At 67.3% G+C, this 24,728-nt stretch carries 15 protein-coding genes; 8 read left to right on the top strand and 7 right to left on the bottom strand.

Translation table 11 applies throughout. The features are described 5' to 3' along the window. Positions 1-16 precede the first annotated feature (16 nt). Complete coding sequence (locus AC1RPL_RS21480; RefSeq protein ID WP_493072386.1) at positions 17-2,386, bottom strand: penicillin acylase family protein; 2,370 nt, start codon at positions 2,384-2,386, stop codon at positions 17-19. Positions 2,387-2,748: 362 nt separating this feature from the next. Between AC1RPL_RS21480 and AC1RPL_RS21475 the strand changes: the two genes are divergently transcribed. Beyond that, positions 2,749-5,718 (top strand): TonB-dependent receptor plug domain-containing protein, encoded by a 2,970-nt coding sequence (locus AC1RPL_RS21475; RefSeq protein WP_493072384.1) that lies wholly within the window; start codon positions 2,749-2,751, stop codon positions 5,716-5,718. A gap of 52 nt (positions 5,719-5,770) precedes the next feature. Here AC1RPL_RS21475 and AC1RPL_RS21470 read toward each other — a convergent pair whose 3' ends face one another. The 5 genes from AC1RPL_RS21470 to AC1RPL_RS21450 form a co-directional block, all read right to left on the bottom strand. Continuing rightward, positions 5,771-6,352 carry an FMN-binding negative transcriptional regulator gene (locus AC1RPL_RS21470; protein ID WP_493072382.1) on the bottom strand — a complete coding sequence of 194 codons (582 nt, stop codon included), beginning with the start codon at positions 6,350-6,352 and terminating at the stop codon, positions 5,771-5,773. 51 nt (positions 6,353-6,403) lie between these two features. Then, on the bottom strand, positions 6,404-8,068 hold the full coding sequence (locus tag AC1RPL_RS21465; protein WP_493072380.1) for an amidohydrolase: 1,665 nt from the start codon (positions 8,066-8,068) through the stop codon (positions 6,404-6,406). Positions 8,069-8,140: 72 nt separating this feature from the next. Further along, positions 8,141-9,859, bottom strand: coding sequence for an amidohydrolase (locus AC1RPL_RS21460; RefSeq protein WP_493072379.1), 1,719 nt, complete (start codon positions 9,857-9,859; stop codon positions 8,141-8,143). Between the two features lie 68 nt (positions 9,860-9,927). Beyond that, complete coding sequence (locus AC1RPL_RS21455) at positions 9,928-12,045, bottom strand: TonB-dependent siderophore receptor (protein ID WP_493072377.1); 2,118 nt, start codon at positions 12,043-12,045, stop codon at positions 9,928-9,930. 177 nt (positions 12,046-12,222) lie between these two features. After that, on the bottom strand, positions 12,223-14,934 hold the full coding sequence (locus AC1RPL_RS21450; RefSeq protein WP_493072375.1) for a helix-turn-helix transcriptional regulator: 2,712 nt from the start codon (positions 14,932-14,934) through the stop codon (positions 12,223-12,225). Positions 14,935-15,091: 157 nt separating this feature from the next. On the opposite strand from AC1RPL_RS21450, the gene AC1RPL_RS21445 reads away from it, so the two are divergent. Genes AC1RPL_RS21445 through AC1RPL_RS21435 form a run of 3 tightly spaced genes read left to right on the top strand, consistent with a single transcriptional unit; the run spans position 15,092 to position 19,057 of the window. Next, positions 15,092-16,714 (top strand): hydantoinase/oxoprolinase N-terminal domain-containing protein, encoded by a 1,623-nt coding sequence (locus AC1RPL_RS21445; protein ID WP_493072373.1) that lies wholly within the window; start codon positions 15,092-15,094, stop codon positions 16,712-16,714. Then, complete coding sequence (locus tag AC1RPL_RS21440; RefSeq protein ID WP_493072371.1) at positions 16,704-17,807, top strand: S-methyl thiohydantoin desulfurase family protein; 1,104 nt, start codon at positions 16,704-16,706, stop codon at positions 17,805-17,807. The genes AC1RPL_RS21445 and AC1RPL_RS21440 overlap by 11 nt, the downstream gene beginning before the upstream one ends. Then, positions 17,804-19,057 carry a cytosine permease gene (locus AC1RPL_RS21435; protein WP_493072369.1) on the top strand — a complete coding sequence of 418 codons (1,254 nt, stop codon included), beginning with the start codon at positions 17,804-17,806 and terminating at the stop codon, positions 19,055-19,057. Before AC1RPL_RS21440 ends, AC1RPL_RS21435 begins: the two co-directional genes overlap by 4 nt. Here the strand turns inward: AC1RPL_RS21435 and AC1RPL_RS21430 are convergent. Then, the gene (locus AC1RPL_RS21430; RefSeq protein ID WP_493072367.1) at positions 19,044-20,228 is read right to left on the bottom strand and encodes a CaiB/BaiF CoA transferase family protein; all 1,185 of its coding nucleotides are present in this window, start codon (positions 20,226-20,228) and stop codon (positions 19,044-19,046) included. The genes AC1RPL_RS21435 and AC1RPL_RS21430 overlap by 14 nt on opposite strands. 81 nt (positions 20,229-20,309) lie before the next feature. On the opposite strand from AC1RPL_RS21430, the gene AC1RPL_RS21425 reads away from it, so the two are divergent. From AC1RPL_RS21425 to AC1RPL_RS21410, 4 genes are all read left to right on the top strand, one after another. After that, positions 20,310-21,773 (top strand): aldehyde dehydrogenase, encoded by a 1,464-nt coding sequence (locus AC1RPL_RS21425; protein ID WP_493072365.1) that lies wholly within the window; start codon positions 20,310-20,312, stop codon positions 21,771-21,773. A gap of 12 nt (positions 21,774-21,785) precedes the next feature. Then, a complete protein-coding gene (locus AC1RPL_RS21420; protein WP_493072363.1) occupies positions 21,786-22,550 on the top strand; it encodes an SDR family NAD(P)-dependent oxidoreductase in 765 nt (254 codons plus the stop codon). A 39-nt stretch (positions 22,551-22,589) separates the two neighbouring features. Continuing rightward, on the top strand, positions 22,590-23,324 hold the full coding sequence (locus AC1RPL_RS21415) for an IclR family transcriptional regulator (protein ID WP_493072361.1): 735 nt from the start codon (positions 22,590-22,592) through the stop codon (positions 23,322-23,324). 105 nt (positions 23,325-23,429) lie between these two features. Beyond that, positions 23,430-24,728: an MFS transporter gene (locus AC1RPL_RS21410; protein ID WP_493072359.1), complete on the top strand. Its 1,299-nt coding sequence runs from the start codon at positions 23,430-23,432 to the stop codon at positions 24,726-24,728.

The following is a 24,728-nucleotide window of genomic DNA, read 5'->3' as shown; positions in this document are numbered from 1 at the left end:
GCGCCCGTCCGGAAGCTCAATCCCCGTGCGGGCGAAGCGTGGTCTTGCTCACGACATGGGCATCGACCGCGGCGCGGCTGAACAGCATCGGCTGCATCCTGCCCGCGATCCACGGGCCATAGCCATCGCGATAATGCGGCGAGCGCGGGTCGTTCGACTGGCCGGGGAAGTTCAGCATCAGCGAATTGTCCCAGGCGCCGACATCGATCACCTGAAGATAGCTCGCCCCGCCGCTCACCGCCCAGCCGCGTAGCCAGCGCGCCATCACGGTGTAGGAATCGCCGCCAGAGCCTTCGCCTTCGATCGCGGGAAAGGCAGCCGCGATCGCGGGGATGCGCGCGAGCGGGTGCGCGATACGCACCTTGTGCAACGTCGCCCAGCGCCAGGCGGCGGGCTCCGGTCCCATCAGCTCCTGTGCGGTCTTCCAGGCGGCGGCGAGTGCGGCGCCGAACAATGCGTCGCGTGCAGCCTGGGGGTTGGCGCCAAGGCGTGTGTCGGGCTTGGCGAGGAGGTCGAGCAGCACCGACGGCGCGATGCCGTCGACGAGCCCGCGCGCCCGATCGGGCACGATCGCTGCGCGCATCCGCGTGCCCAGTTCGCGCCACAGCATCTCGTACAGCGCCGCCGCGCCGCTATCGGGCGCGATCCGAGCATCCCAGCTCCGCAACAGGCCCAGCGCGCGCTCGGCATCGGGCGAGCCGTGTGTGGGAAGCAGTCCCAGCAGCTGCTTCGCGGGCGTGGACAGCGTGTCGTGCTGGAGCGCGACGCTGTCCGCCAGGCTGTGCTTCGGCTGCGTGGAAAGCACATCGGCGATGCGTTCATAGCGATAGGGATCGCGGAACGAGAAGGCCGGGATCTTGTTGCGCGGCCAGCCGGCGGGAAGGTTGTTCTGGTTGGCCGAGGCGAACCAGCCCTTGGCCGGATTGAACGCACTGGGAAGTGCGCGAAAGTCGCGTATCCCGGTCCAGTCATAGCGACCGTCGCCGGGCACGGGCAACAGGCCGTCGCCCTTTTTTCGGACCGGCACATAGCCGATCGCCTGCCAGCCATGATTGCCGTCGATATCGGCATAATGGAGGTTGGTTGGCGACGGGTGGAGCCGGAAGGCATCGCGTTGCAGCCCCGCCCAGTCTCGGGCGAGGTTGATGGCGATCATCGCGAAGACACCGCTCGCACCAGGCTGCATACCGACCGAAGCTAGCACGGTGGCGCGACGGCGGGCCGGATCGTGCGAGACCACTGCGCCTTGCACCGCATGGCGCAGCGTCGCGGCTGCGGTCGTGCCGCCCTTCACCGGGATGCCGACATCGATCCGGTCGAACCGCTTCCAGCCACCCTCATGGCGATAGCGCTCGGGGTCCGCCGGATCGAGCTCGAGGATGAACAAATCCTCCTGGTCGATATGGAAGTTGGTGCGGCCAAAGGCGAAGCGGTCGGTATGGCCCTGCATGATCCCGGGCAGCCCCGGAGCCCCTCCCCCGATCAGGTCGAGCCCAGGCGCGGTGAGGTGGGCGACATGGCGCGGTCCGAAGCCGCCGATGCCGAGATGCGGATCGTTCGCGAGGATCGGCCGCCCCGTGGCACTCCGCTGCGGGCCGACGGTCCAGGCATTGCTGCCGGCATTGGCGCGCTCGATCGCAGTCGCTGCGATGCCGCCCTGCGGATCCGGGACGATCGACCCGAACGGCAGCGATCCGAGGTTGAGCACGCCAAGATCGGCGTCTGAAACCGACGCTGCGTCCAGACCCTCGGGCACGTGCATCGTCCAGGCCGGGCGCAACGGCGCGACGACCGCATCGAGATCGAGCAACCCCAACGCCGCCAGCCGGGCGCGGCGGATCTCGTCGCCGACATTGCCCGCCGAGACCTCGCGCGCGCGCATCATGTCGCGCAGGTCCCATTTCAGCGGTGTCACGCCGAGGATGCGATATTCGAGCGGGAGCAGCGTTCGGTCGGCGAGCACTTCGTCGATCCGGGCGTTGATACCCGCCACATAGGCCTGCGCGCAGGCCACCACATCCGCGGGCGTGTCCGCCAGTTCCTTCTCGAGATCGCCGCGATAGTGGAACAGCCGCGCTGCCGCATCATGGGGCACGAACGCGGCGCCGAACGCCTCCGCCATGCGCCCCATCTCGCGCCGGTGCGCGAAGTCGATCTGGAACAGCCGGTCGCGCGCGACGACATAACCCTGGCCGAAAAAGGCGTCGGGGATCGAGGCGGCGCGGATGTGCGGTACGCCATAGGGATCGTCGAGGATCTCGATCGGCGCCTTTGGTCCCGCGGCGCCCAGATCACGCACCACCGATAGCAGCGCCGCATGGCCGGCGACCGGCGCCAGGGCGATCGCTGCAACCGAGCCGAGCAAGAATGAGCGGCGGTTGAACATCGAACCTGTCTCCCGAAAAACGATTGGATACAGGCTAATGGCGGGCCGCGCACCGCGTCCTATGACAAGCGCTGGTCCGTCCATAGGGCCGGGCTATGGAATTCGGCCCATAGGCTGCGCTTATGGCTTGCCCAAGCAATAGACCCACCTAAAGCCTTGACGCTGTTCGTCGCCGACCGGCACCTTCGCACCAGCTCCGTGAACGACATCGCACACAAGATGCGCATGCGGCCGGGACGCAGGAAAAACGAACGCCCAGTTCCGCCAATGGCGGCTCGTCTAGTGCTTAGGGGATTCTTATGACAGTTCGGTTGAAGCTTGGTCGACGCGAGCGCGTAGTCGCATTTCTCTCCAGCATCAGCATGTTGGCGATCGCCAGCGCCGCATCGGCGCAGACCGCGCCCGCCGCACCGGCGCAGGAGCCGCCCGCCGCCAGCGCAGATGATGGTCAGATCCTGGTCACCGGCTCGCGCATCCGCCGCGATGGTTTCCAGAACCCGACGCCGCTCACGGTGCTGACCCAGGAAGACATCCAGAACACGTCGCCTACGAACAACATCGCGGACTTCGTCAACCAGATGCCGCAGCTCGCCGGTTCGACCAAGCCGGCCAATTCGCGCCTCAACCTGTCGAACGGCTCGGCCGGCATCAACGCGCTCAGCCTGCGCAACCTCGGTGAGGGCCGCACGCTGATCCTGCTCGACGGCCGCCGCTCGGTCGGCTCGACCATCTATGGCTGGGTCGACATCAACACGATCCCGCAGGCGCTGGTCGAACGTGTCGAGATCGTCACCGGCGGCGCGTCGTCGGCCTATGGTTCGGACGCGGTCGCTGGCGTGGTCAACTTCGTCCTCAACAAGAAGCTCGAAGGGCTGAAGATCGAGGCGGACTCCGGGATCACCAACTACGGCGATGGCGGCAATTATTCGGGCAGCATCGCGGGCGGCAAGTCGTTCGCCGGCGGCCGCGGCCACATCCTGTTGAGCGCCAATATCGCGCACCAGGACGGCATCTACGAGGTCGGCAACGAGCGCGAATGGAACCACACCGGCTATGTCCGGGTCGAGAATCCGGCCTGGGTGGGCAGCACGGCCACGACGACCGGCACCACGAACAACCGCTACATCACTTCGCTGCGCAATGTCGGCGCCTCCAACTCGACGCCGGGCGGCCTGATCACCGCTTCGGCCGGCGGCACCGTCAACGCGCTGCGCGGCCTGTATTTCGGCCAGGGCGGCGCGGTGAACACCTTCGACTATGGCACGTTCGCCTCGCCGGCGTTCACCCGGGCGGCCGGGTCTTCCGCGCCGAGCCTCACCCAGAACGGGTCGTGGCAGGTCAATGATTCCGGCACCCGTATCGGCCTGATGCCGAAGGACGACCGCTGGGGCGTCTTCGGCCGGCTGAGCTTCGAAGTCGCCGACGGTGTCGAGCTCTTCGCCGAGGGATCGTACAACAAGCAGAAGGTCTTCTTCAACGCCGGCCCGAACCTGTCGACCGGCATCACCTACAACACCACTGGCTGCACCACCGTCCCCGTTCCGATCACCTGCAACGCCTTCGCGCTGCAGTCGCTCGGCGCGGCGCGGCTTGCCGGCGTCACCAGCGTCACGCTGGCGACCACCGCTGCCGACCTGCCGTTCCGCGGCATCGACAATGAGCGCAAGGTGCAGCGCTACGTCGTCGGCGCCGAGGGCAATTTCGACGCATTCGGCAAGCCCGGCCACTGGGACGTCTATGCCCAATATGGCCGCTCGGACCTGCGCGAGCAGCTCCGCAACATCATGAACACCGCCCGCATGAACAATGCCACCGCCGCGGCCTATGCCCCGGCAGGCAATGCGCGCGGCTATGCGGTCGGCTCGATCCAGTGCCTGATCAATGTCGATGCGAGCACGACCAACGACGATGCGGCCTGCGTGCCGCTGAATCGCATGGGCGTGGGCGTCGCCAGCGCGGACGCGATCAAATATGTGCTGGGCGATCCGTATCGCGACCAGGTGATGGAGCAGTTCGTCGCCGGCACCAACTGGTCGGTCACGCCGTTCGCCACCTGGGCGGGTGATGTCAGCGTCGCCTTTGGCGGCGAGGTCCGCAAGGAGAAGATCCGCGGCACCGTGCCGAAGCAGTACCAGCCGACCATCAATCCCAACGGTACCACTTCCAATGCCTGGTCGGTCGGCAACTATCTGCCCTTCACCGGCGAGTACAGCGTCAAGGAAGCCTATCTCGAAACCGTGGTGCCGCTGGGCTTCGGCCTGGAGTTCAACGGTGCGGTCCGCGCCACCGACTATTCCAATGCGGGCTATGTCACCACCTGGAAGCTGGGTGCGACCTGGGCGCCGATCCCGGATATCCGCTTCCGCGTGACGCGCTCGCGCGATATCCGGGCGCCCAACCTCAACGAGCTCTACCAGGCCGGTACCGCCAACAGCGACTCGGTGCGTAACCCGAACTATTCGGCAACCAATCCCGCGAACGGCCCGCAGACCTATGGCTATTCGGGCCTGACCACGGGCAACCCCAACCTGCGGCCGGAAATCGCCAATTCGTGGAATATCGGCGCCGTGGTCTCGCCGCGCTTCCTGCCGGGCTTCTCCGCGTCGGCCGACTATTTCCGCATCAACCTCGACGATGCGATCGACTCGATCAGCGCCCAGGAGATCGTCAACCGCTGCGCCGATGGCGTGACGGAATATTGCGCCGCGATCACCAATGATCCGGCCCGCTCCACGCCGGGCGCGCCGTACCTGCTGATCCGCAGCCAGCCGTTCAATTTCGTGCGCAAGCTGGTGCGCGGCATCGATTTCGACATGGCCTATCGCCTGCCGATCGGCTCGGACAGCTTCACGCTGAAGGGCATCGCGACGCGCTATATCGAGAACCTGTCCGACACCGGCATCGCCGGCACCGTCGCGATCAACACCGTCGGTGCGAATGGCGGCCAGGGCAGCACGCCGACCTGGATCTTCCGCGGCAGCGCGACCTATGAGACCCAGACCTTCTCGGCCACGGTCACTGGCCGCGGCATCAGCTCGGGCAAATATGTCGCCAACGGCATCGAGTGCACCACCAGCTGCCCTGCGACGAGCACGACGTCGGTCTATCAGACCTATGACAACAACCATGTCTCGGGGCTGTTCTACGTCGATCTCAACCTGACCCAGACGGTGCCCTTCGGTAACAACCAGGCGCAGTTCTTCGTCAACGTGACCAACCTGTTCAACCGCTGGCCGCTGCTGGTGCCGGAGACCGGCCTCGCCGCGAACAGCACCTATTCGGACATGCTTGGACGCCAGTTCCGCGTCGGCTTCCGCATCAACCTGAAGTGATGCATAGGGGGGAGTGGCCCTGGCCGCTCCCCCATTTCTTCCCGCCGCCCGTTCAGCCGCGCTGCGCGCGCATCGCCCGGGTCAGCGGGGTATCCCCTAGCGCGTCGATTATCTCGCCGAACGATGTATCACTCTCGTCCTGGCCAAGCTTGAAGCGCGCGCTCGAGCGCACCACCGCGGCCCGGAAAGCGACGACATGTGCGGCCAGCTGCGTGTAGCGCGGCCCCATTCGCTCGACCGTCCAGCTATCGCCCTCGAGCGCTTCGGCCAGCGCACGGATCGCCGCATCCTCGGTGCCCGGCCGGAAATCGATATCCACCTCGAACTGCGCCAGGCGATAGTTCCAGGTCGGCGCCCAATCGGGCTTGGACACCATCGCGGGCGAGATATAGCCGTGCGGGCCGAAGAAGCTGATCTGCGCACGCGGCGTCGCTCGAACGCGCGCGACATGCGGATTGGCGGTGGCGAAATGTCCGATCAGCGCGACGACCTCGCCCGCCGCGTCCAACTCGGGGAGCAAAGGCAGCGGAGTGGTGATGAAGCCCTGTGCGTCATGCGTGGTGACCAGGCCGAGCACCTCCTCGTGGATCATCTCGGCGACATCGCCAGGCTGGCGGGGCGCGAAGCGGCTCATCGTGTTGCCTCCGGCGAGTTCTGCGCGGCACCGGCCGCCGGGTTGTCCAGGTCAGGCAGCATCGGGGCCGAACCGTTCGCGGCCGCCGACGATCGTGCGGAGCACCTTCACCTTGGGAATGTCGTCGGGCTTCGTCGCGAACAAATCCGCGTCGAGAATGGTCAGATCGGCGAGGAAGCCCGGGCGGATCAGCCCCAGCCGGTCTTCCTGGAACCCGGCATAGGCATTGGCGCGGGTATAGGCGCGGAGCGACTGGAGCAACGTGACCTTCTGATCGGGCAGCCAGCCACTCGGATTGGCGCCGTCGATCGTCTCGCGGGTGAGCGCCGCATAGATGCCCTCCAGCGCATCGAGCGGGCCCACCGGATAGTCCGATCCGAAGGTGACTGTCGCGCCGCTGTCGAAGAAGGACTTGAAGGCATAGGTGCCGTTCAGGCGCTTCTCCCCGATCCGCTGGACCGCCCAGCGGCCGTCGTCGATCGCGTGGAAGGGCTGCACCGAGGCGATCACCTTTTGCCTGGCGAAGCGCGAGATCGTGGCCGGGCGGCAATGCTGGGCGTGTTCGATCCGGAAGCGCCGGTCGCGCGGGCCGTTGATTCGCGCGACATCGGCCATGATGTCCAGCACATCGTCATTCGCCTCGTCGCCGATGGCATGGCAGGCGACATGGAGCCCGGCCTTGTCCGCGCCGAGGATGAAGCGGCGCAGGTCGTCCAGGTTGATGACGCGCACGCCGCGCTGGCCTGGCGCATCGGTGTAGGGTTCCCAAAACAGCGCCGTACGTGAGCCTAGCGAGCCGTCGGCCAGCCCCTTTACCCCGCCCCAGCGCAGCCAATCGTCGCCGCGTCCCTCCTCGCGGACGATCGCGGCCATCTTCTCCCAATCCTGGATCGGCACGAAGGAATAGAAGCGCAGGCCCGGCTCACCCTTGGCGCGCAGGCGCTTCAGGCTGCCATGCGTCTCCCATTCGATCTCCGGGATATGGACCTGGGCGAAGCCGTTGCGGTGCGCGTGGACGATGCCGGCACGCAGCGCTTCCTCATTCTCGGCATCGGTCGCCGGCGGCACGGCGCGCTGCCACAGCGCGTTGGCATTGTCCTTGAAGATGCCGTTGGGCTCGCCCCTGGCATCGCGGCCGATCACGCCACCGGCGGGATCGGGCGTATCGCGGGTGATCCCCGCGGCGCGGATCGCAGCAGTGTTGAGCAGGAACATGTGGAGATCGGTGCGCGGTATCGCGACGGGAGTGTCGCCGGTCGTCGCGTCGATCCATTCCCGCGTGGGCAGCGCGCCGCCCAGGCGCTGCTCGTCCCAGGCACCGCCCAGGATCCATCTGCCGGGCCGGGCCTTTGCCGCGGCGCCAAGGCGGGCGGCGAAGTCGGCGCGATCCTTCGAATCCAGCAGCACCGGCTGGCTGAGCTGGCGCGCACCTTTCAGGAAATGGGTGTGGTTATCGGTGAAGGCAGGCATCAGGAAGGCGCCCTGGAGATCGACGATCCGCGTTGCGCGGGTAGTGCGTGCCTTCACCGCCGCCTGGCCGATTGCGGCAATGCGATCACCGGCGATCCCGACCGAGGAAAGCGGCGCGCCGCCGCCCTCGCCGCTCCACAGCCTGGCGTTGATATAAGCCAGATCGAGCCCGCGTTCGCCGGCGAGCGCCGGTCCCGCCAGCGCCAGTGCGGCGCTCTGGCCGATGAAATCCCTGCGGCTCAGCATGCGCCTCTCCCCCACATCTTCTCAAGCTCATGCCATGCCACAGGGCCGGCCGTACGTGCCAGAATCAGGTGACTACCTGCCGACGCCCGCCAGGTTACCGTGCACAGCGCGCCCCTGGAACAGCGTGAGCAACACCTTGGTCGCGTGGATTCGCCGTGCGGGGATCTTGAACAAGTCCTGGTCGAGAACGATCAGGTCGGCGCTCTTGCCGGCCGCTATCGAGCCGGTCTGCTTGTCGAGATGGTTCACATAGGCGACGTTGAGCGTGTAGGCGCGCAGGGCCTGCGCCAGCGTGATCGCTTCGTTCGGCTCCAGCGGCGGCAAATTGCCCTCCGGCGCGACGCGGGTGAGCGCGACTTCGATGCCTTCGAACGGATTCGCCGACGCGACAGACCAATCGGCGCCATACGCAAGCCGCCCGCCGGCGCGAAGGATGCTGCCCGAGGGGTAGATATAGGTCGAGCGCACCGGTCCGATCCGCTCGATGGTCAGTGCCATATAGGCCTCGTTGCAGGCCCAGAGCGGCTGGAAGACCGCCGTGACGCCAAGCTTGGCGAAGCGCGGCTGGTCTGCGGGATCGATCACGTTCATGTGCGACATCATCGGCCGCGTGTCGGTCGTGCCGTCCTTGGCCCGCGCCGCGGCGACGGCGTCGAGCGCCTCGCGCACCGCCGCGTCGCCGATCGTGTGGAAATGCGATTGCATGCCCTTGGCATCGAGCGCGGTGACTGCCTCGGAGAGCGTCTCCAGCTTGATCTGGGTCGCGCCCTTCACGTCCGTGCCTTCATACGGCGCGAGCATCGCAGCGGTCTGCTGCGGGATGACGCCATCGATGAAGAACTTCACGCCGTTCGCAGTGAGGCCGATCTCCTTCGCGCGGGCGGATAGCTTGAGGATGTCGGCCATCTGCTCGAACCCGCGATCATTGTTCCAGCGCAGGTCCATCGCAGTGTGCATGGTCAGTTCGCCACGATCCTTGACGGCCTTGTACGCTTCGATCGCACGGCTGGTGCCGCCGTTGTCCCACTCGACCGCGGCATCGTGCCACGAGGTGATGCCCATCGAGTTGAAGAACTTCACGGTGTAGCTGATCGCGCCCTGCAGATCCTTGTCGGTGGGCGGCGGGACCAGCGAGTCCACCAGTGCCATCGCCGATTCCTCAAGCCCGCCGACCGGCTCGCCCGTCTTGGGATCGCGGTCGATCGTCCCGTTCTTGGGATCGGGCGTGTCCTTGGTGATCTTGGCGAGTTCGAGCGCCTTGGAATTCACCCAGAGCGTGTGCCCGTCGGACTCGAAGATCAGCGGACGATCCTTCGAGATCTCGTCGAGCAGCTGCTTGTTGGGGATGCCGTTGGGCGGGAACAGGGTCTGGTTGAAGCCCGAGCCGAAGATCGTGCCGGTGCCCGGCGTCTTGGCGACGCAATCGGCGATGATCTTGCGGTAATCGTCCAGCGTCTTGCCGGCGTGGAGCGAGCAGCGGGCATGGCTCATCCCGCCGAAGATCGGATGCGCGTGCGCGTCGCCGAACGCGGGCATCAGGAAACGGCCGTGCAGGTCCACCACCTCAGTCTTCGCGCCCTTGCGCCGCGCGATTTCGGCTTTGGTGCCGACGGCGAGGATGCGCCCATCCTTGATCGCCACTGCCTCGGCCCAGGGCTTGCCGTCCTCGACCGTGTAGACCCGGCCATTGGTGAGGATCAGGTCAGCTGCCTCGGGCGCCGCCAGCGGCGGCGCGCTGTTGGCAGTGGCGGCGAGGAGCAACCCGGCGGTCGCGAGACGGAGGGCGAGCATGGGCGTTCAATCCTGTGAAAGCATGAGAACCGGGGGCCGGAGGACAGTCCCCCGGCCCCGCAGGGACGTTAGAAGCGGCGGCGCAGCGTGGCGAGGACCGTGCGGTCCTTGCCGAGGTAGCAATAGCCCTCGTTGACGGTGCCGGCCTCATAGCTGCAGTTGGTGTAGACTCGCTCGTTGAAGATGTTGGACCCGTTCACCGACAGCGACCATTTGCCATAGCTCAGCTCGGCCATCGCATCGACCAGCGTCACTGGATCGATCCGATAGAGCTGGTCGAAGCTGACCTTGTCGCTCTGATAGCGCACGCCGCCGCCGAGCTTGAAGCCGAGGTCGCCGCCCAGGTCGAAGCGCTTCGATGCCCAGACCGATGCCTGGTGCTCGGGCAGGTTCTCGCGACGATCGCCACGCTGGCGGCCATCGACCTTCAGATACTGGGCGCGGGTGTAGCTGTACGACGCCGTCAGGTCGAAATTGCCCGGCAGGTTGATATTGGCTTCGGCCTCGACGCCGCGCGAACCGGTCGAGCCGCCCTGGATGAAGTTCTGCAGCTCGTTCGGATCGGCGATCAGGACATTCTGTTCCTTGATGTCATAGGCCGCAACCGTGAACAGCATGCGCTTCATAGGCTGGAACTTGATGCCCGCCTCGTACTGGCGGCCGGTCCGCGGGACATAGGCCACGCCGAAGAAGTTGGAACCGAACACCGGCAGGAACGATTCCGAATAGTTGAAATAGGGCGACACGCCCTTGACCACATCGGCGATGATGCCGGCGCGGAACGTCCACGCTTGGTTGGGTGCCAGCTGCGTATTGTTCACGTTCGACTGCACATTGTCGTGCCGCGCGCCGAACACGAGCGAGACGCGGTCCCAGGCGCGGATCTGGTCCTGGAAATAGAAGCCGGTCTGCGAATTCTTGGTGTCGGTCGTCCAGCCCACGCCATAGGCGAACGGCACGCCGTAGACCGGCGCATAGAGGTTGAGCCCGGGCGCCGCACCAAATCCTTCCTGCTTGTCCTCGCGAAACGCGGTATAGTCGAAGCCAGCGAGGATCTGGTGCTCCAGCGGCCCGGTGGCGAAGTCCAGCACGAGGTTGTTGTCGCTGTTGAACCCGGAGTATTTCGCGCGGTTCAGATACCAGGCGCGGTTGGCGATCGTGCGGCCCGCATCGGCATAGGCGCCGCCGAAGCCGGTAAAGCCGAACACTTCCTGGTAATCCGTATCCTGCTCGAACGCACGGTTGCGGCTGCTGAAGGTAAGATGGTCCCCGAAACGGTGCGTCACCAGCACCGACAGCGCATAGTGGCTGGCAAGCGTATGGTTGAAGTCCGGCTCGCCCAGGTAGAAGTCGTCAGATATCTTCGTGGCGCCGCTGCCGTCGACCGTCTTGCTGGTCGGCAGATAGGTCTGGCTGCCCAGATGATCGCGCTGATACAGGCCGATGAAGGTCACTTCGGTATCCGGCCCCGGCTTGAGCGTGACCGACGGCATGACGACGATGCGATCGTTCTTCTGCCCCTTCTGCTGCAGTTCCGCGTCACGGTACAGGCCGACCAGGCGCGCCGAGACGCCGTCGACGATCGGGCCGGTGATGTCGGCCTGGATCTGCTTATAGTCGTCGGTGCCATAGGTGATGCCGATCTCGCCGCCGAACACTTCCTGCGGGCGCTTGCTGATCGAGTTCAGGATGCCGCCCGCGCCGCCGCCGCCGTACAGCGTCGACGAAGGGCCGCGTAGCAACTCGGCGCGCTCGACGGTGAATATCTCGAGCCGTCCGCCATAGATGAAGCCGGGCATGCGGTTGAGGCCGTCGAGATACTGCTCGGCACCCGTGCCGCGCACCGCGAGGAAGTCGCCGCGGGTATCGACGCCGTTGAGCTCGGGCGTGGCACCCGCGCTGTAGCGGATGACATCCTGGAGGTTGACCGCGGCGCGGTCCTGGAACTGCTCCGAAGTGATCACGCTGATCGACTGCGGGATTTCCGTCACCGGCGTGTCCGTCTTGGTGCCCGAAAGCGCCCGCGTGCCGTTGACGACGATCGTCTCGTCCGCCTTTGCCGGATCGGCGCTGTCCTGCGCCATGGCCGTTCCGGACCAGCCGATCACCGCGCATGCCGAAAGCAGCGCCAACCGCGTCTGCTTTACCAGTTTTCCTGAAGTCTCGCCCGAAGTCTTGTGTGTCATGGCCGCCCACCTTCTTGCTATCTGCGCCGGCTCTGGATGTCGCCTCCCTTGACGACAGCCGGCTGTTTTTCAGCAAGGGCATTGAACAGGCAGCGTCGCGAAACCGTCACGCGATTTTCAGGGTAAATAGGAGAGCAAGACGGGTAAGCCTTGACCCCATTTTGGGGGAACACTGCCTCAGAGCGCCGCCGGGCGCGCGCCCTCGCCATCGATCAGCCCGCGCTCGTGCGACACGCGCACCGCATCGCGCCGCTTGTTGACGCCGATCTTCCGGAACACTGCCTTCAACCGGTATTTCACCGTGTCGGGCGACATCCCGATCAGCCGGGCGATCTCCTTGTTCGAATAGCCCTGGCTCAAGTGCCGCAGGATCGCCGCCTCGGCATCGTTGAGCGCATCGGGCGCAGGCGCCGGTGCGCGGAAGCTGCCCAGCGCACGCGAGAGGTTCTTGAGGAACTGGGCACGAAACCGGTCCGAAGAGCCCGCCAGCGCCTCCTCCAGCGATGCCTGCACGAAGGCGCGGGCGTTGAGGAACGGGCGGACGATCCCCTGGAACATCGCCGTGCCCACCGCTTCATCAAAACAGGCCTGCGCCTTGCCGGGCTCGCCAATCGCGCGATAGCCATGCGCCTTGAGCAGGTTGAGATCGATCAGCAGCCGGCCCGCGCCATGCTGGCGTGCCCATCGCGCCATCGCGCTCAATTCGTCGAGCGCAGTGTGGTGCGCGCCGGAAAGCAGCGCCAGCCGCACCCGGCACAGCGCTGCAGCAACGGCGACCGGGCGATAGAGCGGCGATTCCTCTGCCATTGCATCGGCCAGCGTATCGAGGCCAATCGTATTGGCGAACACGCGTGCCTCGCCCAACGAGGATTCGTCGCGCAGCAACAGCTCGAGCTCGCACAGCTCGGCGAGCAGCTCGAGCTGGCGCAGACGGCGGCGCTGCGCAACGCTGCGCGCCCGCGCGAGCAAGGCGCGGGCCGCGTCGATCGCGCCATCATCCACCAAAGCATGCGCCGCAGTGAAATAGGCGGCGGCGTAAACATCCACCCAGCCGTCCGACTGCTCCATGTGCGGCAGCGCCCATTCGAGCAGCGCGTTCGCTTCGCCGGCACGGTCCTGTTCGTAGAGCAGCTCCGCTTCGAACGCGGCGCAATTGGCGGCTAGGTCCGAGCGCGCGCCGAAATGCGCCTCGATCTCGCCGCGCGCCACGGCGAGAACCGCCACCGCGTCCTTGAGCCGTCCCTGGGCCTCGCGGATGCGCGCTTCGTGGAAGCGCGTGAACAGCTCGCTATAGGGCGATCCCATCGCCTGGTAATGGCCGCGCGCCGCCAGCGTCGGCTCCATCGCGCGCTCCAGCCAGCCGCCTTCATAATATTTGGAAGCCAGCGACTCGCTGACATTGGCAAGCACCAGGTGATCGTCCGCCGGCAGGGTGCGCAGCAGTGCCTCGCGGGCGAGCAGATCCTCGAGCGCCATCGGCTCGTTCTCATATTCGGCGAGGATGTCGCCGACGACGCGGATCTCGGTCCACAGATCGGGCGAAGTCTCCTCCTGTTCGGAGCGCGCGACCTGCCGGTCATAGGCGAGCCGCGCCGCGTCCATCCGCCCGCACTTCATGTCGAGATAGAGCTTGGCGAGCACCAGCGCCGGACTGGCGTCGATCTCGGCAGCGCTGAGCTTGGCGAGGCCGCGTTCGACCAGCCCGAGTTGCCCCTGTGGGATCAGCCGCCAGCCACCCGCGTCTTCCAGCACGCCGGCAAGCAGCGCGCTATCCTCCGCCTCGATCGCATGACTGATCGCCTCGGCAGTCTCGCCGCGCGCGTCGAACCACAGGGCCAGCCGCTGGTGGAGCGCGCGATATTGGCCGATGTCGCGCCGGGCGAGCCGCTCGCGCAGATATTCTGCGAAGAGCTGGTGGTAGCGATAGGCGTCGCGCTCGGGCGAAAGCGGAGTCAGCAGCACGCCCTGCTGCTCCAGCCGCTCGAGCAGCAGCCCGCCATCCTGGCGGTCGCAGATCAGGTTGAGCGCCTCGCCGGTCACCCGGCCGAGCAGCGACGTGCGCAGCACCACTTCCTGCACATCCTCGGGCAGCGACATCAGCACCTGTTCGGAGAGATAGCCGGCCAGTTCCGAGCCCGAGCCCCCTGCCCCGCCGACAAAGCTGCGCCGGTCGACGCCGCGCCTCAGGGAGAACAGGGTGAGCTGCAACGCGATCGGCCAGCCTTCGGTGCGCTCGATCAGGCTGCGGACATCCTCTTCGCCGAGCGGCAGGCCATCGGCGCGGGCCAGCATCTCCTCCGCCTCCGGACTGGAAAATTTCAGGTCCTCGGCGGAGAGCTCGAGCAGCTGACCTTCCGCGGCGAGCATGGTCTGGCCTAGCCGGGGATAATCGCGCGAGGCGATGATGAAGTGGCAGTTGCGCGGCGCGAGGCGGATCAGCGACTGGAGGAAGTCGAGCGCCTCCGGGCTCTCGGCGCAGTGGAGATCGTCGAGGATCAGCACGGCCTGGCGCGGATCGCGGGCCAGCCGATTGATGATCGCCGAAAGCGCGGCGCGCGCTGGCATGGCGGCGGAGACAGGTTCACCCTCCTCCTCCCCTTCGCCGCTGATCGCATAGGCGATGTACTGGGCCAGCCGCTTGGCATCGGCATCGTCGCGTTCGAGCGTGAGCCAGGCGACGAGCAGCTTGGCATCGGCGAAGCGCCGCCGCCACTGGGCGAGCAGGCTGGTCTTGCCGTAGCCTGCCGGCGCATGGATGAGCGTCAGCCGGCGCCCAAGCGCGCCGTCCAGCCGATCGAGCAGCGCGTCGCGGCGGATCTGGTTGCCCATCCATAGCGGTGGCGCGACCTTGGTCGGGATCATTTCGTCGATCGCGGCTACTCCGTCCATTTCGAGTCGCTAGACCGAAGACGGTACAAGAAGATGGCAAGGACGGGAGTTGCTTACCCGTTCGGGCGCCCCGATTACCCGTTCGTCGACGCCCGGCACCCGTTTCCCGCATTGCGCCGCGAAGCTCCCGGCCCGTAGCTCATGCGACTTGAGGGGCGTGCCAAAGGATTGCGATAGCGTGCGAATTGGGGTCGATGTCGGGGGAACGAATACCGACGCCGTGCTGATGAACGGGGCTGAGGTGGTCGCCTGGACCAAGCAGCCGACGACGGCAGACGTGGGCTCGGGCGTTGCCGCCGCGATCCGCGCGGTGCTTGCCGATGCGCGGGTGGCGCCCGAAGCGGTCGCCTCGGTGATGATCGGCACCACGCATTTCACCAACGCGCTGGTCGAGCGCAGCCGGCTCGACCGGGTCGGCATATTGCGGCTCGCCAGCCCCTCGGGCGAAGCGCTGCCGCCGATGACCGGCTGGCCGGAAGCGCTGGCCGGGCAGATCGACGCCATCACCTATCTCCTCCCCGGCGGCTTCGAGTTCGACGGGCGCGAGATCGCCCCGCTCGACAAGTCGGCGATCCGCGCCGCGGCACGCGAGATGCGCGAGGCCGGGATCGACTCGATCGCGATCAGCAGCGTATTCGCGCCGGTGAATCCGTCGATGGAGGAACGCGCCGCCGCGCTGGTTGCCGAGGAGCATCCGGGCGCGCGGATCACCGTGTCGCACACGCTCGGCCGGATCGGCTTCATCGAGCGCGAGAATGCCGCGATCCTCAATGCCGCCTTGGGCAGCCTGGCCGCCCATGTCGTCGCTTCGTTCGAGCGGGCGCTGGAGGAGATCGGCGTCGATGCGCCGCTCTATCTCTCGCAGAATGACGGCACGCTGATCTCCGCCGCGCGCGCCGCGGCCTATCCAGTACTGACGATCGGATCGGGCCCGACCAACTCGATGCGTGGCGCCGCCTTCCTCACCGGGGTGCGCGACGCAATCGTGCTCGATGTCGGCGGCACCACCACCGATCTCGGCGTGCTGGCCAATGGCTTCCCGCGCGAATCCTCGGTCGCGGTCGATATCGGCGGCGTGCGGATCAACTTCCGCATGCCGGACATCCTGGCGCTCGGCCTGGGCGGCGGCACCCGCATCCATCTCGATCCCGCGCGCTACGGGGCAGACGGGGTCGGCGAGGACGAACTGCGCGTCGGCCCGGACTCGGTAGGCTTCCGCATCACCGAGCAGGCGCGGCTGTTCGGCGGCATCACCCTCACTGCGAGCGATGTCGCCGTGGCCGCCGGCAAGGTGCGCTTCGGCGACCCGACCAAGCTGCCGGCGCTTTCCGAAGCCGTGCGCGATGCGGTGTGGGCGCGGATGCAGGCGATGCTGGAAGAGGCGGTCGACCGGATGAAGACCAGCCGCGGCGATGTCGTGCTGCTTGCCGTGGGCGGCGGCAATTTCCTGGTTCCGGACACGCTGCGCGGTGCCGCAAGGGTGGTGCGCCCGCCGCATGCCGCCGTCGCCAATGCCGTGGGCGCGGCAATCGCCCAGGTCGGCGCACAGATCGACCAGGTCGTGTCGTTCGACCGCGAGCCGCGAGAAGAGGCGCTCGATCGCCTGCGTACCGAGGCGCGCGCTCAAGCCATCGCTGCCGGTGGCATTCCCGAAAGCGTCGAAATCGTGGAGATGGACGAAGTGTATCTCAGTTATCTGCCCGGCCGCGCCGCGCAGGTCCGCGTCCGCGCGGTTGCGGACCTTGCCGGCACCCCTGCCCTGGTCGCCCATGCGCATTGATCGCCAGGCGCTGCTCGACCTCGCCACAGGCGCCGCCTTTCTCGGCTCGGGCGGCGGCGGCGATCCCTATTATTCGCAGCTGCTCGGCGAGGCCGAGATCGCGCGGCGCGGCGCATTCGAGCTGATCACGCTCGATGCGCTCGCCGACGATGCGCTGATCGCCCCGTGCGGCTGGATCGGCGCGCCGACCGTCTCGGCCGAGAAGCTGCCCAATGGTCAGGAGGCCCTGCTGGGCCTGCGCGAGCTGGAACGTATCTCCGGGCGCCCGATCGACGCGGTGATGGCAATCGAGATCGGCGGGGGCAACGGCCTGGCGCCCCTGCTCGCCGCGGCCGAACTCGGCATCCCGGTGGTCGATGCCGACGGCATGGGCCGCGCCTTTCCCGAATCGCAGATGACCGTGTTCAGTATCGACGGGCTCTCCGCCTGTCCTTCGGTCGTCACTTCGGCGAATGGCGAGCTGCGGCTGATCGAGACCGAAGACAATCTGGAGCATGAGCGCGTCGCGCGCGCGCTCTCGATCGAATTCGGCGGCAACGCGCACATGGTCGAGTACCCGCTGACCGGCGCGCAGGCGAAGCGCCATGCGATCGGCGGCAGCGTCTCGGCGGCGATTGCGATCGGCGCGGCGGTGCGCATCGCCCGCGCGGCCGGCGAGGACCCTTTCGAGGCGCTCCATGCAGCACTGCGGGCCAGCGGGCTCTATCCCTTTGCCGGCACGCTGTTCGACGGCAAGGTCGTCGATGTCGAGCGCGAGACCCGCGGCGGCTTCTCGGTCGGTCGTGTGGTGATCGAAGGCTTTGGGGGCGAAGGGCGGATGGATCTGGAGTTCCAGAACGAGAACCTCATCGCTCGTGTCGATGGGCAGGTCCGCGCGATGGTTCCCGACCTGATCACCGTGATGGACCGCGAGACCGCCGACAGCATCACCACCGAGCGGCTGAAGTTCGGCCAGCGCGTCAAGGTCGTCGGCGCCGCCGCCCCCGCGATGCTGCGCGTCGAGCGGGCGCTGACCTTTGTCGGTCCCGCCGCTTTCGGCTTTACCGAACCCTATCGTCCGATCGAGGACCTCAACGCCTGGAACCGCGGATGAGCAACGAAGCCGACGACGCGTATGCCCATTCGCCCGTGCCCGAAGGGGTCACCGTCCCTGGCTGGCGCGTCGGACTGATCGTCGCGAGCTTCTCGATCGGGCTGCCCGATTTCCTCAACGGATCGCATAATGCGCTGGCGCTGGGCTTTTCCGGCGCGGTGATCGCCGCGCTGCTTGCAGGACTGATCCTGTGCGCCGGCGGATCGATGACGGCAATCGTCAGCGTTCGCACGCGGCTTTCGACCTATCTCCTCGTCCGCCGCTCGTTCGGCACCGGCGGGGCGGCGCTGATCAACACGGTGATCGCGCTGATCCATTTCTGCTGGTTCGGGGTGAACGCGTCCTTCTTCGGCGAAGCGATGGTCGAGGCGGCGAAGGCGAACGGGCTGCCCGGCAATTTCGCTGCGTTCGTCATATTAGGCAGCGTGCTGATGATGGCCTCCACCGTGATCGGCTTCCGCGCGCTCGACCGGCTGGCGCTGGTCGCGGTGCCGGTGCTCGCCGCGATCCTGCTCGCGGTGGTGGTGGTGACGCTGCGCACGCACGGCTTCGTCACGGCGCCCGATCCCCATCCGCCCGAGCCGATGACTTTGGGCGTCGCAGTCTCGGCGCTGATCGGGGCGTACATGCTCGCGGTGGCCACGATGCCCGACCTGTCGCGCTATACCAGCACGCCTCGTGGTGCGATCGCCAGCATGGCGCTGTCCTTCCCGATCGCGACCCCGCTGATGATGACCGCCGCGGCGATCCCCGCGCTGGCGACGCACGACACCAGCGTGATGAAGCTGGTCACTGCCTATGGCTTCGGCACCCCAGTGCTGTTCCTGCTCGTGCTGCCGACCTGGACGGTCAACGCGCTCAACCTCTATTCGTCGAGCCTGTCGCTGGGCAGCACCTTCCCCAAGGTGCGGCAATGGGTGTTCACCGTGGCCGGCGGCACGATCGGCACGATCCTGGCGCTGATGGGCATCCTGGAAGCGTTCATTCCCTTCGTGCTGTTCCTCGGCCTGATCATTCCGCCGATCGCCGCGATCTACGTGATCGACGCCTGGACCCGCTACCGCACCGCCGACGCCGCGCAGTCGCTGCTCGGCCTGCCGCGCTTCGACTGGCGGGCGATCGCGACCTGGGCGATCTCGGTCGTGGTAGCGGTGCTGGGTACATACAAGGGCTGGACGATCACCACCGTGCCCGCGCTCGATGCGACGATCGTCGCGGGGCTGATCTACGCGGTGCTCAGGAAGCGCTGACCACGCCCGTCGCGATGAGTGCGTCGATCGCCGCGTCGTCATAGCCGGCGTCGCGCAGGACCGACCGGCTGTCCTGCCCCAGCGCGTGCGGGGGAACGTCCGGGGACTGGGCGATGCCGGTGAACTGGACCGGCTGGGGGATGACGCGCGCGACGGGGAAGCCCTCCGACACATCGAAGAAGCCGATCTCCTTCAAGTGCGGATCGTCGAGGATTTCCAACGGGGTAGCCACCCGCGAGCAGGGTATGTCGATCGCCTCCAGCGCCTCGATCCAGGCATCAGTGCCCCGGGCTTCGAGGCTGGCGGCGACGATCGCGTAGAGTTCGCCGATATGGGCCTGGCGCTCGGCGGGCGACTGGAACCAGGGCGCCTCGCAGACCTCGCCCCGGCCGATCGCGCCGAGGAAGCGGCGCCACTGCGCCTCGGTATAGGGGAGCACCGCGATCCAGCCATCGGCGGTGCGGAAGGGGCGGCGATCGGGGGAGAGCAGCCGCGGATAGCCTGGAACACCGTCGTTGGCGAAAGTTGCGTGGGAGAGATGCTCGTTCATCAGGAAGGCGACCATCGCCTCGAACATCGGCACCTCTACGCGGAACGGTCCCTTCCGTCCCCTTTCGCGCGCAAACAGAGCCGAAAGTATGCCATAGACCGCATGCAGCGCGGCGACCTTGTCCGCGACGATGGTCGGGGCGAACTGCGGAGTGCCGTTCTGGAGTGCCGCCAAGCCCGCCAAGCCGCTTGCCGCCTGGATGATGTCGTCGAAGGCGGGGCGGTCGCGATATTGCCCGCCGCGCCCGAAGCCGGTCGCCGCGCAATGCACAATGCGCGGGTTGATCGCGGCGACCTGCGCATAACCGAGACCGAGACGATCCGCAGCGTCCAGACGCATGTTGTGGAACAGCACGTCGGCGCCCTCGACCAGCTTCGCCAGCGCGGCGCGGCCCTCGGGCTTCTTCAGGTCGAGCGCGAGCATGCGCTTGTTGCGGTTGTTGTTGACGAACAGCGCCCCGCCGCCTGCCCCCTGCGGATGCGCGTGCCGGGCGATGTCGCCCTCGAGCGGCTCGACCTTGATCACTTCGGCGCCGAGATCGGCGAGGATCTGGCCCGCATAGGGGCCGAGCACCACTGCGCCGACTTCGATCACGCGCACGCCTTCGAGCAGGGGAAGCACGGCATCTCTCCACAAATTTCGTTGACTCTGATTTCCATATGGGGACAAATTAGTCCAGTATAAGAAATCATAGAGGTTGCCATGGAGTATCGCTTCGACCGCTTGTTCATCGGCGGCGAATGGGTCGAACCGATCGATGGAGGCGTCCGCGACAGCATCGACCCGGCATCCGGCAAGCCCTGGGGCCAGGTCGCCTATGGCGGCACGCAGGACGTGGACCGGGCCGTCGCGGCGGCACGCGCGGCATTCGAAGGCCCGTGGCGCAAGATGCCGCCCTGGGAGCGTGCGGCGCTGATGCGCAAGTTCGCCGATCTCTATGCGACGCAGGTCGATGCGCTCGCCCGCATCGAATCGCAGGACAATGGCCGCGCCATCCGGGAGTCGCGCGGCGATATCGGCCTGCACGCGCAATATTATCACTGGTTCGCGTCGCTGGCCGACAAGCTGGGCGGCCGGACGATCCCGATGGACGACAGCGTCCATGCCTTCACCACGCGCTCGGCGGTGGGTGTGGTCGGCACGATCACGCCCTGGAACGTGCCGCTGATGGCAGCCGCGTGGAAGCTCGGCCCGGCGCTCGCCGCGGGCTGCACATTGGTGCTCAAGCCCGCCGAGCAGACCCCCGCCTCGTCGCTGGCGCTGGCCAGGTTGTTCGAGGAAGCCGGCTTCCCGCCGGGCGTGATCAATGTCGTCCCCGGTGACGGCCCCGTCGCCGGCGCGCACCTCGTCTCGCATCCGGGCGTCGACAAGATCGCCTTCACCGGCGAGGGCGCGACCGCCAAGACGATCCTCAAGACCGGCGCCGACACGCTCAAGCGCTTCTCGTTCGAGCTGGGCGGCAAGGCGCCGCACATACTGTTCGCCGATTGCGACGTCGAGAATGCGCTCAACGCCGCGACCGGCTCCGCCTGGGCGCTGTGCGGCCAGAGCTGCGCGCTCGGCAGCCGCATCTTGGTCGAGCGGCCGATCTATGACCAGGTGGTCGAGGGCTTCCGCCGCAATGCCGGCCGCGTGCGGGTGGGCAATCCGCTCGACCAGGCCACGCATATGGGCCCGCAGGCGCACCAGCAGCAGCTCGACAAGACGCTCTCCTATGTCGCGATCGGCCAAGGCGAAGGCGCCGAACTGGTGACCGGCGGCGCTCGACTGGATCAGAACGGCTATTTCGTCGAGCCGACCGTCTTCGCCGGGGTCGCGCCCGAAATGCGGATCGCGCAGGAGGAGATCTTCGGACCCGTCGCCGCGATCATCCCGTTCGAGGGCGAGGAAGAGGCGATCGCCATCGCCAATGGCACCGACTATGGTCTCGCCGCGGGGCTATGGACCGGCGATGTCGGCCGCGCCCACCGGGTCGCCAACCGGATCGAGGCGGGCATCGTCTGGGTCAACACCTATCGCTACATCCGCTGGTCCACCCCCTATGGCGGCGTGAAGGCCAGCGGCTGGGGCCGCGAGAACGGGATCGAGGCGCTCGATTCCTATCTCGAGACCAAGACCACCGTCATTTCCACCACCGGCAAGTTCGCCGACCCCTTCGCCAATTGAGGAACTGAAGTCATGCGTTTGCAGGGCAAGCTCGCCATCGTCACCGCCGCCGCATCGGGCATGGGCCGCGAAGGCGTCCGCCGCTTCGTGCGCGAAGGCGCGCGCGTCGCCGCGATCGACATCAGCGCGGAGGCGCTGAACGCGCTGGTCGCCGAGTTCGGACCGGACAAGGTGACGCCGATCGTAGCGGACCTGCTCACGCCCGAAGGCGCGCGGGGCAGCATCGACCAGGCGGTAGAGGCGCTGGGCGGCGCCGATATCCTCTGGGCGCATGCCGGCATGCCCGGCCCCGCCTCGGTCGAGAATCTCGACATGGACGCCTATCGCAAGGCGATCGACCTCAACATCACCTCGGCTGCCCTGGGTGCCGGCCAGGTCGCGCCGCACATGCGGGCACGCGGCGGCGGATCGATCATCTTCACCTCGTCGATCTCGGGCCTGGTCGGCTCGATGATGAGCCCGATCTACTCGGCGGCGAAATGGGGCGTGGTCGGCCTCGGCAAGAGTCTCGCGCTGGCGCTGGCCGGCGACAATATCCGCGTCAATGTCGTCTGCCCGGGCCTGGCCGACACGCCGATGAAGATCGGCTTCACTGGGCGCAGCGGCGATCCGGCCGAGGCGGCGGCGAACGAAGCCAAGGTGGTGGGCGCGGTACCGATGGGGCGCCTCGTGAAGCCGGGCGAGGTCGCCGACGCGGCGCTGTGGCTGGCGTCGGACGAGGCGAGCTTCGTCACCGGCGTGGCGCTGCCGGTAGATGGCGGCTTCACGGCGCGGTGAGCGTGGCATATCGCCCACTCTCTTTCTCTCCAGCGGGCGATGTCGATCATGATCGTGCGGCAAGCGGCGAACGCGCTTCAGATCCTGGAATATTTCGCCGAGCGGCGGCGGCCGGCGAGTGCGGCGGAAGTGGCCGACGACCTCGGCTGGCCGCGCTCCAGCACGTTCAAGCTGCTGGGGACGCTGGCGACGCTGGGCTATCTCTACGAGCCCCAGGGCCGCGGCGCCTATTATCCGAGCCCGCGCTGGCTGGAGCTGGCGGAGCAGGTGGCGCAGGCCGATCCGCTGCCACAACAGGTGCAACGGCTGCTGGCAGACGTGGCGGCGGAAACCGGCGAGACCACCGCGATCTCGGCACCGGCGGGCACCTTCGCGATGTTCGTCGCAGTGAAGGAATCGCGCCACGCGGTCCGCTATTTCGCGCAGGTGGGCGACCGGGTGCCGATCCACGCCAGCTCGGCCGGCCGCGCGCTGCTCGCCCAGATGCCGGCGGAGGAGCGCGAGGCGCTCTACCGCAAGATCGACTTCAGCAGCTATTCGGCGACCACGCCGATGTCGCCCGAGCGGATCGAGGCCGATCTGGCCGAGGCGGCGGCGCGCGGCTGGCATCAGAGCAATGCCGAATACACGCCGGACCTGGCGGGCGTCGCGCTGCCGCTGCCGGTCGGTGGCCGGCGACTGTCGATCGTGGTGGTCGGCCCGGTCTCGCGCTGCCTCGAGCGGCGGCCGGAACTGGCCGCGATGCTGCAGCGGCATGTCGGGAAGCTCGCCTGAACCCGCTCCCCTCCCTGCAAGGGAGGGGAACGATACATCCCGCCACACCAATCACGATGCCCGGCCCATGCAGGCACGGGTGCGCCTTCGAACGAGAGGAATGCCATGCCCCACGATCCCCGCGCGGCGATCGCCGCTGAACCCATGCGCCTGGCGCAGATCGCGGTGGTCGCGACCTGCATCGCGCTGAACGCGCTCGACGGCTTCGACGTGCTGGCGATCAGCTTTGCAGCGCCTGGCATCGCCAGGGAATGGGGGGTCGACAAGGCGACGCTGGGCATCGTGCTGTCGATGGAGCTGATCGGCATGGCTGCCGGATCGGTGCTGCTCGGCAACCTTGCCGACCGGATCGGGCGGCGCCCGACGATCCTGGGCTGCCTGTGCGTGATGGCCATCGGCATGTTCGCCGCCTCGCACGCGACCGGCGTGGAGATGCTCTCCGCGATCCGGCTGCTCACCGGGCTCGGTATCGGCGGCATGCTCTCGGCGACCAGCGCGATGGTGGCGGAGTTCTCGAACAGCCGCCGCCGGGGGCTGAACACCGTGCTCAATATTGCCGGCTATTCGACCGGGGCGATCCTGGGCGGGCTGGTCGCATCCTCGCTGCTCGCGGGCAGCGGGGACTGGCGCAGCGTCTTCCTGTTCGGCGGGACGATGACCCTGGTCGCGCTGCCGCTTGCCTGGTTCCTGCTGCCGGAATCGATCGAGTCGCTGCTGGCCCGCCGCCCCGCGAACGCGCTGGCCGGGATCAACAAGACCCTTGCCCGCCTGCGCCGCGCGCCGATCGAAGCGCTGCCCGCAGCCGAAGCCGAACGCACCCACCCCTCGATCCTCGCGCTGTTCTCGCCCGGCTACCGCGCCACGACGATCCTGCTGACCATCGCCTATTTCGCGCAGATCACCTTCTTCTACTACATCCAGAAATGGGTGCCGAAGATCGTCGTCGACATGGGCTTCGACGCGTCGCAGGCGGGGCATGTGCTGGTCGCGGCCAATGTCGGCAACCTGCTCGGCGCGCTCGCGATCGGGCTGGCGACGCAGAAGCTGCCGATACGCCCGCTGATCGGCGGGGCGATGCTGATCGGCGTGGCGGCGATCGGCGTGTTCGGGCTGGGCTTCCGCGACCTGACCCTCCTCTCGCTGAGCGTCGCGGTGGCGGCATTCTTCGTCAATGCGGGTGTGGTGGGCATCTACCCGCTGCTCGCCCGCACCTACCCTACCGAGCTGCGCGCGAGCGGCACCGGGTTCGTGATCGGCATCGGGCGCGGGGGATCGGCGCTGGGGCCGTTGCTCGCGGGCGGGTTGTTCGCGAGCGGCTATGGACTGCTAACCGTGTCGCTGGTGATGGGCCTGGGCGGGATCATCGCGGCCGCGGCGATCGCGCTGCTGCGGCCTGCCGACTGA

The organism is Sphingomonas sp. GW821-FHT12D09, assembly GCF_058807215.1.
This window is presented reverse-complemented; position numbering and strand designations above follow the sequence as displayed.

Bases quoted from the DNA above. Each gene is read 5' to 3' on its own strand.
- AC1RPL_RS21480 (WP_493072386.1), bottom strand. From the start codon at position 2,386: ATGTTCAACCGCCGCTCATTCTTGCTCGGCTCGGTTGCAGCGATCGCC.
- AC1RPL_RS21475 (WP_493072384.1), top strand. From the start codon at position 2,749: ATGTTGGCGATCGCCAGCGCCGCATCGGCGCAGACCGCGCCCGCCGCA.
- AC1RPL_RS21470 (WP_493072382.1), bottom strand. From the start codon at position 6,352: ATGAGCCGCTTCGCGCCCCGCCAGCCTGGCGATGTCGCCGAGATGATC.
- AC1RPL_RS21465 (WP_493072380.1), bottom strand. From the start codon at position 8,068: ATGCTGAGCCGCAGGGATTTCATCGGCCAGAGCGCCGCACTGGCGCTG.
- AC1RPL_RS21460 (WP_493072379.1), bottom strand. From the start codon at position 9,859: ATGCTCGCCCTCCGTCTCGCGACCGCCGGGTTGCTCCTCGCCGCCACT.
- AC1RPL_RS21455 (WP_493072377.1), bottom strand. From the start codon at position 12,045: ATGACACACAAGACTTCGGGCGAGACTTCAGGAAAACTGGTAAAGCAG.
- AC1RPL_RS21450 (WP_493072375.1), bottom strand. From the start codon at position 14,934: ATGGACGGAGTAGCCGCGATCGACGAAATGATCCCGACCAAGGTCGCG.
- AC1RPL_RS21440 (WP_493072371.1), top strand. From the start codon at position 16,704: ATGCGCATTGATCGCCAGGCGCTGCTCGACCTCGCCACAGGCGCCGCC.
- AC1RPL_RS21435 (WP_493072369.1), top strand. From the start codon at position 17,804: ATGAGCAACGAAGCCGACGACGCGTATGCCCATTCGCCCGTGCCCGAA.
- AC1RPL_RS21425 (WP_493072365.1), top strand. From the start codon at position 20,310: ATGGAGTATCGCTTCGACCGCTTGTTCATCGGCGGCGAATGGGTCGAA.
- AC1RPL_RS21420 (WP_493072363.1), top strand. From the start codon at position 21,786: ATGCGTTTGCAGGGCAAGCTCGCCATCGTCACCGCCGCCGCATCGGGC.
- AC1RPL_RS21415 (WP_493072361.1), top strand. From the start codon at position 22,590: ATGTCGATCATGATCGTGCGGCAAGCGGCGAACGCGCTTCAGATCCTG.
- AC1RPL_RS21410 (WP_493072359.1), top strand. From the start codon at position 23,430: ATGCCCCACGATCCCCGCGCGGCGATCGCCGCTGAACCCATGCGCCTG.